We start from the raw sequence: 13,716 nt of genomic DNA on the forward strand, positions 1-13,716 counted from the left end.
ATGCTCCAACCCGGGTACCCCTTGGAGGAATCATGTCCGCTTTGTCCCGTAGGCGCGTTCTGTTCGGCGGCGCGGCCGTCGGCGCCGGCGCGCTTCTCACCGCCTGCACCAGCAACGACCCCGGCACCGACGCCCAGGTGAAGACCAACGCGAGCGGGGACGCGAACGCCGCGGCCGGCCAGAAGGTCGTCATCGGGTTCTCCGCACCGGCCGCCGACCACGGCTGGATCGCGGCGATCACCAACAACGCCAAGGCGCAGGCCGCGGCGTACACCGACGTGGAGCTGAAGACCGTCGAAGCCGGCGCCGACGCCGCGGCCCAGCGCGCCGCCCTCTCGACGCTCATCGCGCAGAAGCCCAACGTCATCGTGATGCTCCCGTGGGACGGCAAGGAGCTGAACGCGGCCGGCCTGGAAGCGATGAAGGCCGGCATCCCGGTGGTCAACCTGGACCGCGCCTTCCCCTCGGCCGCCGCCTACCGCCTGCAGATCAAGGGCGACAACTTCGGCATGGGCCTGGCCGCCGGGCAGTACATCGGCGAGCAGCTCAAGGCCAAGGGCGTGAGCAACCCGATCATCGGGGAGATCCCCGGCATCGACTCGCTCGAGCTCACCCAGGAGCGCACGCAGGGATTCAACAACGCCCTCGCCGTGTACGGGTTCAAGGTCGCCAACCGGCGGCCGGCCGAGTTCACGGCCGACTCCGGCCAGGCGGCGGCGACCGCCCTGCTGCAGGCGCTGCCGAAGATGGACGCGGTCTGGAACCACGACGACGACCAGGGCATCGGCGTGCTCGCCGCGATCAAGCAGGCGAACCGCAGCGAGTTCTTCATGGTCGGCGGCGCCGGCTCGAAGGCCGCCATCGACGCGATCGCGGCCGACAACAGCGTGCTCAAGGCCACGGTGACCTACAGCCCGTCGATGGCCTCGTCGGCGATCTCCCTGGCGCGCCTGATCGGGCAGGGCAAGGGTATGAGTGATCTTGTCGAGTTGCAGGTTCCCAAGGAGATCACGCTCGCGTCCGAGACGATCACCAAAGAGAACGCCGACAAGTACGCGAAACTGGGCTTCTAAGGGGTTATCTGATGTCGGAACAGCTGCGGGTCGGCATGGTCGGCTATGCGTTCATGGGCGCCGCGCACTCCCAAGCGTGGCGCACCGTGAACCACTTCTTCGACCTGCCGCTGTCGGCACGGATGTCGGTGGTGTGCGGCCGCTCCCCGGACGGGGTGGCGGCCGCCGCGGCCAAGCTGGGCTGGGAGTCGCACGCCACGGACTGGCGCTCGGTCATCGAACGGGACGACGTCGATCTCATCGACATCTGCACGCCCGGTGACACGCACGCCGAGATCGCGCTGGCGGCACTCGCGGCCGGTAAGCACGTTCTCTGTGAGAAACCCCTGGCCAACACGGTGGCCGAGGCACGCGAGATGGCCGCGGCCGCGACCGAGGCACAAACCCGGGGCGTACGCGCGATGTGCGGCTTCAACTACCGGCGGGTGCCCGCCGTGGCGCTCATGCGGCAGATGGTCGCCGACGGCCGGCTGGGCACCCTGCGGCACGTCCGGGCGACGTACCTGCAGGACTGGATCGTCGACCCCTCGTTCCCGCTCGTCTGGCGCCTGCGGAAGGAGGTGGCCGGGTCGGGCGCCCTGGGCGACATCGGCGCTCACATCATCGATCTCACCCAGTACGTGACCGGGCAGTCGATCTCGTCGGTCACCGCGCTCACCGAGACGTTCGTCTCCTCCCGGCCGCTGCCTTCTGCTTCGTCCGGGCTTTCGGCCTCTGGTAGTGAAGAGTTCGGTGAGGTCACGGTGGACGACGCGGCGCTGTTCCTGGCCCGGCTCGACGGGGGTGCGATCGCCACCTACGAGGCGACCCGCTTCGCGACCGGGCGCAAGAACGGCATCCGGGTCGAGCTCAACGGCTCGCTCGGCTCGCTGGTGTTCGAGTTCGAGCGGATGAACGAGCTCAGCTTCTACGACGCGACCCGGCCCGAGGCCGAGCAGGGCTTCGCCCGGATCCTGGTGACCGAGCCGGTCCACCCGTACATGGCGGCGTGGTGGCCGCCCGGGCACCTGATCGGCTACGAGCACTCGTTCACCCACGAGATGCGCGATCTGATCGCGGCCGTCGCGGAGGGGACCAACCCGGCGCCGTCGTTCACCGACGCGCTGCAGATCCAGCTCGTCCTCGACGCGGTGTCCCGGTCGGCGGAGTCGTCCCAGTGGACGAAGGTCGAACCCGTCTGACGGTTCTCGCTCCTTGATGAAGGCGTCCGTCGCGAGCCGGTGAGGGATGGCATGGTTGCGCCCCATGCCGGGCCGGCTCGCGACGGAAACACTCTTTCCGGATTATCGCCGCGCTTTGCGGATCACTCGTGCGGTCGCACGGGTCACCGTCGCGTGCGTGTCCGAAGGTGCGGATAGTGCACATTGAACACGCTCTCCGAGGGCGTGGCAGCTTGCCCATGGGCCCCTCTACCGGCAGGTCACCGGGGCCGCGCGTATTGGCGTACGCCGATGGAATCGCCGTTGCCGATTCATGTCCGCGCATGTCACCGCGTCGCACGGTCGGTACGCCGCTGATCCTGTGGGCGCATGACGCTCGTATCCGAGGGCAGAGACACCACGGATGGAGGCGTCATGGCAACGCGACGGACGGCACCGCGTGCGTCGAGGATCGACGCCCGTATGGTCCATACTGGACGCCTTAGCACGCGCGGATGCACGTGCAGATGCACCGGTGCCCGGGGAGGACTCTGATGCGGCTGAGACATCCTTCCGGCCGGATCGTGCACCTGAGCTGTGAGGTCGCGCCCCGGCCCGACAGCAATCTACCGGGCATCGTCGCTCAGCTCGACACCTACGGGCAGGTCCGTGGTCGTCTCGGCGCCGACCTGCTGGGCGTCAACCTGTGGCTTCCTCCCGCGCTCGCCGCCGCCCTCGCCGTCGAGAGCCGCGCCCGCACCCGGCTTCGTGCCGAGCTCGACGCCCGCCGGCTCGAGGTCGTCACGTTGAGCGGCGCGCTTTTCAGCTCCGGCGAGGGCGGCGGCGACGATCCTTCGGCCCAGGTGTCCCCGGCCCAGGCGTCGCCGGCTCAGGTGTCGCCGGCTCAGGTGTCGCCGGCCGGGATGACGTCGGCCGGGATGTCGCCGGCCGGGATGTCGCCGGCCGGGATGTCGCCGGCCGGGATGTCGCCGGCGTGGACCGAGCCGGCTCGCCGGGAGTACACCCTCGATCTGGCCCGCATCCTGCTCGACCTGCTCGACGAGGACGCCGTGCGCGGCGCGATCAGCACGATCGGGCTCGGCCCGCGGGCCGGCTGGGCCGAGGCGTCGGACAAGGCGAGCGCCGGCATCCTGCGCCGCCTTTCGGCCGGCCTGGCCGACCTGGCCTGGCAGAACGGGCGGGCGGTGCGGGTCGGCTTCGAGCCCGCGCCCGGTCTTGTGCTCGACGGCCCCGAGCAGACGGCCACCGCGATGAGCCGCACCGACCGGGAACGCCTCGGGGTCTGCCTCGACCTCGGGCACGTGGCCCGCACCTGGACCGACCCGGCGGCCGGCATCGCGTCGCTGACCGAGGCCGGGCTCTCCGTCATCGAGGTGCGGCTGGCCGCGGTGCCGGGCGGGACGACCGAGGCGTGGCGGTCGGCGCTGCGGCAGGTCTTCGGCGCCGGTGGCCCGCTCACGGAGTACCTCACACTGCTGAGCCGGGTGCCCGACCCGTCCCCGGAGCAGGTGGCCGGCGATGTGGCGTACCTGCTGGCCGAGCTGGCCGCCCTCGGCCTGACGCCGGAGAACGAGCCCTGCCCCGCGCGGTGATTTTTCGATAGGGTTTCACCAGGCACGCCGCAGTCGGGTGGGCCGGTCGGGAGGCGCAAGCCCGGCCGGTCGTCACGCTCGCGCGGCCGTCGTCTGTTCTCGGTCGGTCACCCTCGCCGTCCGCCGATTTCGGCTGCGATCAGGGAGACGACAGTGGCGCGACCCATCACGCTCTTCACCGGCCAGTGGGCCGACCTGCCCTTCGACGAGGTGTGCCGGCTGGCCTCCGAGTGGGGCTACGACGGCCTCGAGATCGCCTGCTGGGGTGATCACTTCGAGGTCGACCGGGCGCTCGCCGAGCCCGACTACATCGACCGCAAGAAGGACGTCCTCGAGAAGCACGGCCTTTCCGTGTACGCCATCTCCAACCACCTGGTCGGGCAGGCCGTCTGCGACCACCCGATCGACGAGCGGCACCAGGACATCCTTCCGGCCGCCATCTGGGGCGAGGGCGACCCCGAGGGCGTACGCGAGCGGGCCGCCGAGCGCATGAAGGACACCGCGCGTGCCGCCGCCCGTCTCGGCGTGAAGACGGTCGTCGGCTTCACCGGTTCGTCGATCTGGCACACGGTCGCGATGTTCCCGCCCGCCTCGCCGGCCATGATCGACCGGGGCTACCAGGACTTCGCCGACCGCTGGAACCCGATCCTCGACGTGTTCGACGAGGTCGGCGTGCGGTTCGCGCACGAGGTCCACCCCAGCGAGATCGCGTACGACTACTGGACGACCCGCCGCACGCTGGAGGCGATCGGCAACCGACCGGCCTTCGGGCTGAACTGGGACCCGTCGCACTTCGTGTGGCAGGACCTCGACCCGGTCAACTTCATCCTCGAGTTCAAGGACCTGATCTACCACGTCGACTGCAAGGACGCGAAGGTCCGCACCGGCGACGGGCGCCGGGGCCGGCTGAGCTCGCACCTGCCGTGGGCCGACCTGCGCCGAGGCTGGGACTTCGTCTCGACCGGCCACGGCGACGTGCCGTGGGAGGACTGCTTCCGGGCCCTGAACGCGATCGGCTACACCGGCCCGATCTCCATCGAGTGGGAGGACGCCGGAATGGACCGCCTGGTCGGCGCCCCCGAGGCCCTGCAGTTCGTGCGGCGGCTGGCGTTCGACGCGCCGACCGCCGCCTTCGACGCCGCCTTCTCGTCCTCCTCCTGACCTTGTGGACGATCGCCGAAAGTTGTCGTAGGTGTCTGTTCTACTCGTCCCCCACCCAGTGAACGGGGTGGGGGACGAGTAGGGCGTCTACGGCTGGGCGGTCTCGCCGGCGATCCGCACGAGCTCGACGAGGCCGCCGGCATACTCCTGCGACTCGGCGTGCGCCTCGTCGTACGGCGGCTGGAATCCGACGCCTTCCCACTCCTGGGTGGCGTCGTTCCACAGGTCGTTGCCGACCTCGAAGTCCCAGGCGTCGATGCCCAGCTCGTAGTACAGCTCGTCGGCCGAGTTGCCGGCCGCCGAGTAGAGCACGTCCGCCACCGGCCCGGTCTGGGCCGGCCACGTCACCGTCCCGCGGGAGGCCGCGATCGCGCCGACGATCCGGCGGGCGCTGTCGAGGAAGAACTTCGACTCGTCGATCGACGGTCGCGGCAGCGTGACCCGGCCGTCCGCCTTGTAACTGCCGGGCGGCCACATGAAGTAACCGCCGTAGCTGTGCACGTTCATCGCGAACTTGATGTTCGGATGCGCGGAGGCAAGGGCGATCACGTTCCGGCTCTCCGACTCGGACAGCTCCCCGGTGCCGGAATACGTCCCGGAAAGGCAGTTACCGCTCCCGCCCACGTAACCGTCGAAATAGGACCCGACGGTGTAGTTGCGGTTGACGTCCACGCCCCAGGAATTGCGGTACTTCGGGTCGCGGCTCGTGCCCGTACAGTGATTGACCAGGTTTTTGCGCTGGAAGTTGTAGTCGTTGAAGGTGTAGTTCGCGCCGTCCGGGTTCACCGTCGGGATCACGAAGATGTCGACCGAGTCGACCAGCCGCCGGGTCTCCGGATCGGTGGCGTAGTTGGCCAGCATCCGCTCGGCGAACTCGAGCGTGACCAACGGCGTCGCCCATTCCCGAGCGTGTTCCTGGCTGTACGCGAGAACGCCGACCTTCGATCCGTCGCGCACCTTTCCGATGCGCAGCGCCTGCACCGTCCACGGCTTCTTCGGCACCTCGGTGCCCAGCAGCCCGTCGTCGAGCCGCACCGGCCCGGCGACCGGCATCGGCAGGCCGGCCGACCCGTCCTCGACGACGGCGCGGAACCGCTGCGGGTATTTCGCCGAGATGAAGGCGGCGACATCGTCGGTCGTGCTGATCACCTTGCCGCCGGCGTCGGTGGCCAGACTCACCGTCAAGACCCGGTCCTTGTACGTCGCCGAGAGCGGCCGGTTCGCCCTTCCCGGATCGACGGTCTTCACCTGCACACCGTTCATGCCCTGGTCGCCGAACTTCACCGATTCGACCACGACCGCGGCCGCATTCGGATCGCCGAGATAGGCCACCGCCGTACGCCGGTAGCCCTGGGTCCTGTTCGGCAGTTCGATGACGTCGACCAGGCTCGGATACTGCTTCTTCAGGCGCTTGATGCGGGCGCTGATGTCGGTCGGCGTCATGTACGCCTGGATGAAGTCCTTCTGATAGCCGCTCGGCAGCGCCGGGGGAGTGGCATTGGGCCAGATCGATGGGGTGACCGCCCGGCTCTGGCCGCCGAGGCTGGAGGTGGCCGTCACCGAGACCGGCTTGGCCGGCAGCCGCTGCGGCAGCGCGTAGTGGTACTGGTACTCACCCGAGTCCTCGAAGCGGATCAGCTGGTAACTGCCGGTGGTGCCGTCGGCCGTACGCCAGGTGACCGTGATCTCGACGTCGGGGTCGTCGGTCGCCGTGGTGGCGACCTGGGTCTGCAGGAACGTTCGCCCGTTGGTCGTCCACCAGTAGGCCTGCAGGAACGTCAGCGTGTCGGCCGAAGCCGCGCTGATCCTGGCCTTGCTCTGCGCCAGCCGCCGGGCGCCGTCGGATTCGCGCTCGATCACCTGGACCGGGATGGCGCCGCCGCGGGTGAGCGCGGCCAGTTCGGCGGAGTCGACCACGAGGTCGGCGAGGATCGCGCCGTCCGCGGCGGTCCGGGGCCGGGCGGCGATGTCGGCGCCGTTCGCGACGAGCCGTTGCAACGCGGCCTGGTCGGGAAGGCGGAAGCGGATGAGAGCGTGCTCGCCGCCGTCGAGCGCGACGCTCACGGCCGGCGGTGCGGTCGCGGGTGCGGCGGCGCTCGGTTGGGCCGGCGCGAGCGCGGCGGTGAGAAGGACGGCGGAGAGCGCCGCCGTCCAGCGGACCCGAGGTGACATCGAACCTCCTGCGTCATCGAAGGATGTCGCTCTCCACCCTGTCGATGACCATTGAGGACTGTCAATCAGTTGCGCTCGTTATTCGTGCAGCAGCGCGTGGGTCCGGCTGATCTGGGCCCACGACTTGGGTGCGGCCTTCCGGGCGAGCGTCGTCGTCGCGCCGGGGACGACCGGCTTGGACGGCGTGAAGAGCCAGGCCTGGAAGAGGGCGCCGAGGTCCTGACCGGAGATCTTCTCGGCCAGTGCGACGAACTCGCCGGTGGTGCCGTTGCCGTAGCGGTGATCGGCCGTCCACGTACGGAGGATGGTGAAGAAGTTGTCGTCGCCCACCGCGAGCCGCAGCTGGTGGAGGGTCATCGCGCCGCGGTCGTAGACGGCGTCGCCGAACATCCGCGGCACGCCCGGGTCGCCCGGCGCCGTGGTCCAGATCGAGGCGTCGTCCGGATACGTCGCGTACAGGTAATCGAAGATCTCCTGGGTCGTGCCCTCGCCGTTCTTCTCCGACCACAGCCACTCCGCGTAACTGGCGAAGCCCTCGTTGAGCCAGATGTGTTGCCAGTCCGCCACCGACACGGAGTCACCGAACCACTGGTGGGCGTTCTCGTGCGCGATCACGTACGTGTTGGACCCGCGCCGGAAGAACGAGGCGGCGTAGTTGGGCCGGGTCTGGTTCTCCAGCGCGAAGCCCAGCGTTCCCGGCGGCGCGACGATGCCGCCGCGGGCCTCGAACGGCCAGGGGCCGAAGACGGTGCTCTCCCAATCGGTGATCTCGGCGGTGCGCTCCACGCTCGCCTGCGCCGCGTCGCGGAAATCGGGGCTCAGCAATTGCGAGTACGCGTTGTAGACCGTGTCACCGTTGGCGGCGCTGTCCGTGGTGATGTCGTATTGACCGACGGTGAGGAAGGTCAGGTAGGTGGCCTGCGGCTTCAGCGACCGCCAGCTCCACCGGGTGTAGCCGAGCGTCTCCCGTACCGGCGGCCGCGGCATCGTCCCGTTGCTGATCGCCTCGACCCCGTCCGGCACCGACACCGAGACGTCGAAGGTGGCCTTGTCCCGCGGGTGGTCGTTGCTCGGGTACCACCACCAGGCGATCTCCGGCTCGCCGACCGCCATCGCGCCGTCCGGCGTGCGGATCCACGCGGTGAAGCCCTCGGCCACCTTCGTCGACGGCACACCGGAGTACTGCACGACCACCGTCATCGGGCCGCCCTCGGCCACGGTGCGGGCCGGGGTCACGATGAGCTCGTGGTCGCCCTCTCGCGCGTACGTGGCCGGCCGGTTGTTGACGTAGATCGAGGAGACGTCGAGCAGGAAGTCGAGGTTGAACCGGCTGAGATCCTGTGTCGCGGTGGCCAGGATCGTCGTGGTGCCGGTCAGTTTGTCGGTGGCCGGCGTGTACTTGAGCCGGATGTCATAGTGGGAGACGTCGTACCCACCGTTGCCGTAGTCCGGGAAATAGCTGTCGCCGATCCCGGGCGCTCCAGGGGTGGGCGCCGCCGGCGCCGCGTGGGCCGCCACCCCCGTCCCAGCAAGCACCAACGCCGTGGCGATCGGGGCCACAAGCAGTCGTCGCACAGGAACTTTCCTTCCGTCGGCGGACCGGATCACGGCCCGACGTGCGTCTGTTCCCGGCCAACATATCGAAGTTGATGCATGCCCGCGGCCCCGCGCCGGCCGCCTTCAAAGGCTGTTAACCGCTTCGTCAAGCCGTACGGCGGAGCTACTCGACCTCACCGATCACTTCGCGCAGCATGTCCGCAAGCCCGCGCAAAAACACCGCAGCGCCCACGTCGGACGGGTCGTCCAAAACCCAGTTGCCGTCCCAGCCCACCAATTGGGCCAGAGTGCCGGCCGGCCACGACGTAGCGAGAACGGTTTCCAGCGCGGTGAGGACCCGGTGGTGCATCCGCGTCGTGGATCGTGCCAACCGTCGGAGGTGCGCGCGAACTTCGTCGAGACTTTCGGCATCCGCGACGTTGCCGTGGAGGAACTCCCGGACCGTGTCGATCGGCGGCTGCGCCGCCTGCTCCGCCATCCGCCGGCGGAGCGGCTCGGGGAGGTCGGAGATCTCCATGGAAATCACATTAGTCCGCGCGGCAAAACGCCGAGAGGGTAGGCGGTGACGATGAAGGGCTGCGGCGGATCGACGCCCTCGTCGAGCTCGATGACGATTTTGACGGCGCTGGCGGCCGTATATCGGGCGTGGACCGGTCCCATCCCGAACATGCCGTCGTTGTAGAAGCCCTCGCCGACCCGATGGCCTGCCTCGAATGCGCCGACGTGCTGGCCTTCCATCGCGAGATCGCTGCGGATGGTCGCCCAGTTCCGCTGGACGTAGTCATTGACCTCGTGGTGCATCGTCGTGTGGTCGGTCCATTTCAACGCCCAGTTCGCGGGCGCGTGCCACCCTTCATCGCCGTAGATTCTTCCCTCGACCGTTTTCTCGCCCGGGGCTCGCCGTAGCGGAATATCGGGACTGTGCCGGTCCAGCGTGTGCGCCCCTTCGCTGTTGAACAGGGCATCGTTGGCTTCCAAGCGGATCCTCGGTGGCTTGTCGCCGAGCTGCTCGTACTTGCGCATCGCGTTCCGCAGGACGACGTCGTCAGAATGGTCCGGCGGCGCCGTGGTGGTGCGGTCGCCGCCTGATGGCCGCGGCCGCCCGCTCGGCGTCGGGGTGGGCCTGTTCGCCAGGATCTTCCGCTCGACGGCATCCTCGCCACGGCGGATGCTGCCGAAGTCGTCCGGGTCCGGCGGCCCGCCGGTGTGGTGAGCGGGTGGCTTTCCGCCGTCATCACCGCCACCCCCACCGCCGCGCGGCTTCCGGGGCCGGCCGGTCATCCTAGGGATCGGTCGGCGGGGTCCATGGCTCTCGACGCTAACAAGTGGCGTCCATCAATGGCGGAAGGCGGCCTCGGTGCGGGACATGTCCAGCCGCCGGGAGATGGCCCGGTTGGTACGGCGGAGCTACTCGACCTCACCGATCACTTCGCGGAGCATGTCGGCAAGCCTTCGAAAAAACTCCGCGGCGCCGGCGTCGGTCTGGTCGTGGTCGATTCCCCAGTTGCCGTCGCTCTCGACGAGCCGGAGAAGCGTCCCGGCCGGCTGAGGCTCGGTGAGGATCGTTTCCAGCGCCGCGAGGTATTGGCGGAGGAACACCGTGTTGGTCCGGGCCGTGCTCGCGAGCTCGTCCCGAATCTCCGAGAACGTCTCCGCGTCCGCGACGTATCCATGCAGCAGCGCCCGCACCTTGTCGACCGCGGGAAGCGCCGACCGCTCCGCGATGCGTGCTCGCACCGATTCCGGCAGTTCCGACGTATCCATCGACTTACCCTAGCCCGGCGGGGAATGCGGTGACGATGAACGGCACGGGCGGATCGGAGCCCTCCACTACCTTGATGCGGATTCTGACCAGGCTGGTCGCGTCGTACTGCGACTGGCGTGGACCGGCACCGTGCATTCCTCTGTTGTAGTAGCCCTCGCCGATGCGATGACCCGCGTCGAAGACGTTCTCGTGTGACCCGTCGATGGCCAGATCGTCGCGGATACTCGGCCAGTTCTCCTCAACGTATCGGTTCACCTCGCGATTCATCGTGGTGTGGTCCGTCCACTTGTAGGAACCGTTGGCGGCCTTCTCCCACCCCGTGTCGCCATAGATCCGCCCTTCGACCGTCTGGACGTTCGGATCCCTGGTCATGGGCAGGTCCGGGCCATGGCGGTCGATCGTGTGCGCCCTGTCGTGCGCGGCATCATTGCTTGCGATGTTGAAGGTGGGCGGCTCGTCGCCGAGTTGGTCGTACGTGTGCATGATGCGCTGCAGCCGCACGTCGTCCGGGTGCGCGGGCCGCGATGGGGAGTCGCCGGCGCCGGAGGAGGTGCTGGGCCTCCATCCGGGAGCCGGGTTGGATCTGCCGTCGCGGGCCACGCCGGCGACGCCGTCCTCGGCTCGGCGCACGCTTCCGAAGTCCCCAGGCCCGGGGACGTCGCCACCGCGGTGGCCGGGCGGCTCGTCGCCGCCGTCGTCGCCACCGCCGCCGTGGCGGTCGGGTGGCTCGCCGCCGTCGTCGCCGTTGCCTCCGTGGGGCCTGCGCGGCCGGCCCGTCATCGGCGGAATCGGTCGGCGGGGTCCATGGCTCTCGACGCTAACAAGTGGCGTCCATCAATGGCGCGATCGCCGTGGAAGGCGGCCTCGGTGCGGGTGTGTACGTCCAGGCGGGCGTACGCGTTCTCCAAATGCTTGCGCACCGTGTGGGGTGAGATGCCCAGCCGCCGGGAGATGGCCCGGTTGGTCAGGCCGTGCCGCACCAAGCCGAGCACCTCCTCCTCGCGGGGTGTCAGCGCCGGCGAGACGATGCGCTGGATCGCGGCGTCCAAATGCGGCCGCAGCAGCGTGAGCACCAGGCGGTCGTGGCCGTCGAAGTCGGCGCCGGGGCCTCGGTCGAACAGCAGCACGTTGGTCTGGCCCGCCGGATGGCTCAGATTCACGCCGAGCTCGTGCTCCACGCCGGTCGGCTGGAAGTACTCCGCGTAGATGGCCGTCCGGTGCCACTCCCGCGGCGACAGCAGGTCGCTGATCGCGCATACCGGCAGTAACGAGCCGGGCCCGTGGCACAGCGGGTGCTCGCGATACGTCGCCCAGAAGGCCTCGTCGAGATCGTCGTCGTCGACCGGGACCGAGCAGACGTTGTCGAGCACGCGCCGGCCGGCCAGGTCCAAGCGCGACCACGAGACGATGTCGCACGGCACGGCCTCGGCGGCGACCGCCAGCACGTCGGCGATCGTCGGCGACGGGCCGAGCAGCCGCCGAAGTGCGTCGTCACCGAGCGCTATGCCCACGGCGTGACCCTACGACGTACGTCGTATGGCGCCTGTCACCCAGCGGACGGCAGCGTGGAAAGCATGGGACACAACGAATGGCAGGCGCGCCCGTCGCTCAACGAGGCGCGCGGCGGGCTGATCGGGACGACGACCGGCATCACGTACGCGATCGGAGGTTATACCTCGGGCTTCGGCGCCGAGTTGGGCTCCGTCGAGCGGCTGGACCCGGCGACCGGGCGGTGGAGCCTGATCCGGCCGCTTAACGTCAAGCGGGGCAACTCCGCGGCCGCCACCGCCCGCGACGGCGACGTCTACGTGCTCGGCGGATTCGTCGGCGACAAGACCGTCGACGTGGTGGAGATCCTCGATCACCGGACGGGTCACTGGCGCGCCGGGCGGCCGCTTCCGGGTGCGCGGGGCGGCGCCGCGGCGGCCGCGATCGGCGACCGCATCTACGTGGTCGGTGGCTTCGACGCGGACGACAACGCGACCACGGCGGTCGCCTTCTATGACATCCGGCGCGACTCCTGGCACGACGTGAAACCCATGCCGACGGCGCGGGGGCTGCTCAAGGCCGAGGTGCTCGACGGCCACCTGTACGCGATCGCCGGCACCGTCGACGTGCAGGTCTTCCAGACCACGGTGGAGCGGTACGACCCGGCTTCGGACACCTGGGGGACGGTCGCGCCGTTGCACACGGGCCGCGGCAACCCGGGCGTGGCGGCCGGCGGCCGGCGCATCTTCGTGGTCGGCGGGGCGAGCCCGGACGGCCCGCTGCGCACGACCGAGGTCTACGACCCGCACGCCGACCGGTGGCGGACGATCGACGCGCAGCTGGCCGTCGGTCGCGCCTCCCTGTCGGCGGCGGTGGTCCGCGATCACCTGGTGGCGTTCGGCGGCTTCGAGGTGCCGGCCGGCTCCCCGGTCGCGTCGGCCCGGGTGGAGGCGCTGTCGCTCTGATCGGTCCCGAGCACGAGCAGGTCGACCTCGGCGGTCACCGGCCGCGGGGTCGTCTCGGCCGCCGCGGCGCGGTCCAGCGCGGTGAGGCCACGCACGATCTCGTCCTCGGTCAGATGCTCGAAGGTGGAGATCGGCCGCAACCGCATCCGGGCCGCGTACGAGGACAGGCTGGGGGCGAACTTCTCGCGTACGCGCTCGATCGCCACCACCGGCATGCCGGCCGCGCCGAAAAGCCGTACCACCTCGGTGAGCGTGGGGAACATCCGCTGCTCGACCGTCCGCGCCCCGGGGATGAAGCGATGCCACAGCAGATCGGGCATCCGATCGGCGAAGGTGCTGTGCAGCAGGACCCGCCCGCCCGGCCGCAGCACCCGCCGGATCTCCGCCACCGCGGCCGGCCGATCGACGACGTGGTGGAACATCAGGAACATCAGCACGAGATCGCAGGACCGATCCGGCAGCGGGATGGCTTCGGCCCGGCCGGCCCGGTACTCGACGCCCGGGTGGGGGGCGGCCTGTTCGCGCATTCGCTCGGACGGCTCGACGCCGTAGACCGGGCCGCCGAAGGTCCCGGCCAGCGTCGGGGTGAATCGCCCGGTGCCCGAGCCCAGGTCGAGAACCGTCAGCGGCCGTTCCGGCGGCGCCCAGGCGGCGAACACCTCGGCCCAGGTCTGCCGCATGTCGTCGGGCATCGCCCGGCCGGCCGCATAGACCGCGTGCTGCCTGGCGTCGTAGTCGACCCGCTCCATCGACGCACGTTAACAGCGCGGAGGTGAACCGGGC

Annotated in this window: 13 protein-coding genes; 5 read left to right on the forward strand and 8 right to left on the reverse strand. The window is 69.7% G+C overall.

Going from position 1 to position 13,716, the window contains the following annotated elements; translation table 11 throughout:
• Nucleotides 1-32 precede the first annotated feature (32 nt).
• The 4 genes from ACQP2F_RS07990 (at nucleotide 33) to ACQP2F_RS08005 (ending at nucleotide 4,986) form a co-directional block, all read left to right on the forward strand.
• Nucleotides 33-1,073, forward strand: coding sequence for a substrate-binding domain-containing protein (locus tag ACQP2F_RS07990; protein WP_433302071.1), 1,041 nt, complete (start codon nucleotides 33-35; stop codon nucleotides 1,071-1,073).
• Nucleotides 1,074-1,084: 11 nt separating this feature from the next.
• Complete coding sequence (locus tag ACQP2F_RS07995; RefSeq protein WP_433302072.1) at nucleotides 1,085-2,254, forward strand: Gfo/Idh/MocA family protein; 1,170 nt, start codon at nucleotides 1,085-1,087, stop codon at nucleotides 2,252-2,254.
• A gap of 512 nt (nucleotides 2,255-2,766) precedes the next feature.
• Nucleotides 2,767-3,825, forward strand: a complete 1,059-nt coding sequence (locus ACQP2F_RS08000) for a sugar phosphate isomerase/epimerase family protein (protein WP_433302074.1) — start codon at nucleotides 2,767-2,769, stop codon at nucleotides 3,823-3,825.
• A 153-nt stretch (nucleotides 3,826-3,978) separates the two neighbouring features.
• The gene (locus ACQP2F_RS08005; protein ID WP_433302076.1) at nucleotides 3,979-4,986 is read left to right on the forward strand and encodes a sugar phosphate isomerase/epimerase family protein; all 1,008 of its coding nucleotides are present in this window, start codon (nucleotides 3,979-3,981) and stop codon (nucleotides 4,984-4,986) included.
• 87 nt (nucleotides 4,987-5,073) lie between these two features.
• On the opposite strand, the gene ACQP2F_RS08010 is transcribed toward ACQP2F_RS08005, so the two are convergent.
• The 7 genes from ACQP2F_RS08010 to ACQP2F_RS08040 all read right to left on the reverse strand — a co-directional run bounded on the left by ACQP2F_RS08010 (nucleotide 5,074) and on the right by ACQP2F_RS08040 (nucleotide 11,991).
• A complete protein-coding gene (locus tag ACQP2F_RS08010) occupies nucleotides 5,074-7,158 on the reverse strand; it encodes a M14 family zinc carboxypeptidase (protein ID WP_433302078.1) in 2,085 nt (694 codons plus the stop codon).
• 78 nt (nucleotides 7,159-7,236) lie between these two features.
• The gene (locus ACQP2F_RS08015) at nucleotides 7,237-8,733 is read right to left on the reverse strand and encodes a M1 family metallopeptidase (RefSeq protein WP_433302080.1); all 1,497 of its coding nucleotides are present in this window, start codon (nucleotides 8,731-8,733) and stop codon (nucleotides 7,237-7,239) included.
• Nucleotides 8,734-8,878: 145 nt separating this feature from the next.
• Entirely contained in the window at nucleotides 8,879-9,232 is a 354-nt protein-coding gene (locus ACQP2F_RS08020; RefSeq protein ID WP_433302081.1) for a hypothetical protein, read from the reverse strand.
• A gap of 5 nt (nucleotides 9,233-9,237) precedes the next feature.
• Nucleotides 9,238-9,996 carry a hypothetical protein gene (locus ACQP2F_RS08025; protein WP_433302083.1) on the reverse strand — a complete coding sequence of 253 codons (759 nt, stop codon included), beginning with the start codon at nucleotides 9,994-9,996 and terminating at the stop codon, nucleotides 9,238-9,240.
• A gap of 126 nt (nucleotides 9,997-10,122) precedes the next feature.
• Entirely contained in the window at nucleotides 10,123-10,479 is a 357-nt protein-coding gene (locus tag ACQP2F_RS08030; protein WP_433302085.1) for a hypothetical protein, read from the reverse strand.
• 4 nt (nucleotides 10,480-10,483) lie between these two features.
• Nucleotides 10,484-11,260, reverse strand: coding sequence for a hypothetical protein (locus ACQP2F_RS08035; RefSeq protein ID WP_433302086.1), 777 nt, complete (start codon nucleotides 11,258-11,260; stop codon nucleotides 10,484-10,486).
• Nucleotides 11,257-11,991: a helix-turn-helix domain-containing protein gene (locus tag ACQP2F_RS08040; protein WP_433302088.1), complete on the reverse strand. Its 735-nt coding sequence runs from the start codon at nucleotides 11,989-11,991 to the stop codon at nucleotides 11,257-11,259. The genes ACQP2F_RS08035 and ACQP2F_RS08040 overlap by 4 nt, the downstream gene beginning before the upstream one ends.
• A 63-nt stretch (nucleotides 11,992-12,054) precedes the next feature.
• On the opposite strand from ACQP2F_RS08040, the gene ACQP2F_RS08045 reads away from it, so the two are divergent.
• A complete protein-coding gene (locus tag ACQP2F_RS08045; RefSeq protein ID WP_433302089.1) occupies nucleotides 12,055-12,933 on the forward strand; it encodes a Kelch repeat-containing protein in 879 nt (292 codons plus the stop codon).
• Here the strand turns inward: ACQP2F_RS08045 and ACQP2F_RS08050 are convergent.
• The gene (locus tag ACQP2F_RS08050) at nucleotides 12,852-13,682 is read right to left on the reverse strand and encodes a class I SAM-dependent methyltransferase (protein WP_433302091.1); all 831 of its coding nucleotides are present in this window, start codon (nucleotides 13,680-13,682) and stop codon (nucleotides 12,852-12,854) included. The two genes, ACQP2F_RS08045 and ACQP2F_RS08050, sit on opposite strands and share 82 nt — an antisense overlap.
• Between the last annotated feature and the right edge of the window lie 34 nt (nucleotides 13,683-13,716).

Source organism: Actinoplanes sp. CA-030573 (assembly GCF_050951115.1).
Lineage (GTDB): Bacteria > Actinomycetota > Actinomycetes > Mycobacteriales > Micromonosporaceae > Actinoplanes.

Coding starts and splice junctions, on each gene's coding strand:
- ACQP2F_RS08050 (WP_433302091.1), bottom strand. CDS start 13,682: ATGGAGCGGGTCGACTACGACGCCAGGCAGCACGCGGTCTATGCGGCC.
- ACQP2F_RS08000 (WP_433302074.1), top strand. CDS start 2,767: ATGCGGCTGAGACATCCTTCCGGCCGGATCGTGCACCTGAGCTGTGAG.
- ACQP2F_RS08035 (WP_433302086.1), bottom strand. CDS start 11,260: ATGACGGGCCGGCCGCGCAGGCCCCACGGAGGCAACGGCGACGACGGC.
- ACQP2F_RS08010 (WP_433302078.1), bottom strand. CDS start 7,158: ATGTCACCTCGGGTCCGCTGGACGGCGGCGCTCTCCGCCGTCCTTCTC.
- ACQP2F_RS08020 (WP_433302081.1), bottom strand. CDS start 9,232: ATGGAGATCTCCGACCTCCCCGAGCCGCTCCGCCGGCGGATGGCGGAG.
- ACQP2F_RS07995 (WP_433302072.1), top strand. CDS start 1,085: ATGTCGGAACAGCTGCGGGTCGGCATGGTCGGCTATGCGTTCATGGGC.
- ACQP2F_RS08045 (WP_433302089.1), top strand. CDS start 12,055: ATGGGACACAACGAATGGCAGGCGCGCCCGTCGCTCAACGAGGCGCGC.
- ACQP2F_RS08030 (WP_433302085.1), bottom strand. CDS start 10,479: ATGGATACGTCGGAACTGCCGGAATCGGTGCGAGCACGCATCGCGGAG.
- ACQP2F_RS07990 (WP_433302071.1), top strand. CDS start 33: ATGTCCGCTTTGTCCCGTAGGCGCGTTCTGTTCGGCGGCGCGGCCGTC.
- ACQP2F_RS08025 (WP_433302083.1), bottom strand. CDS start 9,996: ATGACCGGCCGGCCCCGGAAGCCGCGCGGCGGTGGGGGTGGCGGTGAT.